A 491-nucleotide genomic window follows, 5' to 3' on the forward strand; every position below is an offset into this window, starting at 1 on the left:
GCCCGCGACATAGGGGTGGTTGCTCAGTCGCTTGTCGAGCACGCCATACAGACGCCGTGCTTCGTTCGTGTAGCGCTTGATCGCGTAATCGATTTTCTCGGGGGCGTAGATCCGGAAATGGTGCGCCTGACCGAGCATCGGCCCCACGCCACCCATCTGGAACATCAGCCATTCGAGCGTTTCGTACTTGCCGCGTACGTCTTCCGGCAGGAAGCGCCCGGTTTTGCCCGCGAGGTACAGCAGGATCGCGCCTGACTCGAACAGCGAGATCGGTTTGCCGTCCGGACCGTCTTCGTCAACGATGGCCGGAATCTTGTTGTTCGGCGAGATGGCGAGAAAAGCGTCCTTGAACTGATCGCCCGCGCCGATATCGACGGCATGTGCATGGTAGGGCAACCCGCACTCTTCGAGCATGATGTGGACTTTGTGGCCGTTAGGCGTAGCCCAGGAATAGACCTGAATCAATTGCGACTCCTCGTTGGGGCGTCGGT

The 491-nt window shown here is 59.7% G+C and carries 1 protein-coding gene; it reads right to left on the minus strand.

The annotated features are described in order from the left end of the window. Positions 1–465 (minus strand): glutathione S-transferase N-terminal domain-containing protein (locus tag CDV44_RS27095; RefSeq protein ID WP_087691677.1); only part of this gene is annotated, 465 nt, incomplete at its 3' end. Between the last annotated feature and the right edge of the window lie 26 nt (positions 466–491).

The organism is Pandoraea sp. PE-S2R-1 (genome assembly GCF_002179865.1).
Taxonomy (GTDB): Bacteria; Pseudomonadota; Gammaproteobacteria; order Burkholderiales; family Burkholderiaceae; genus Pandoraea.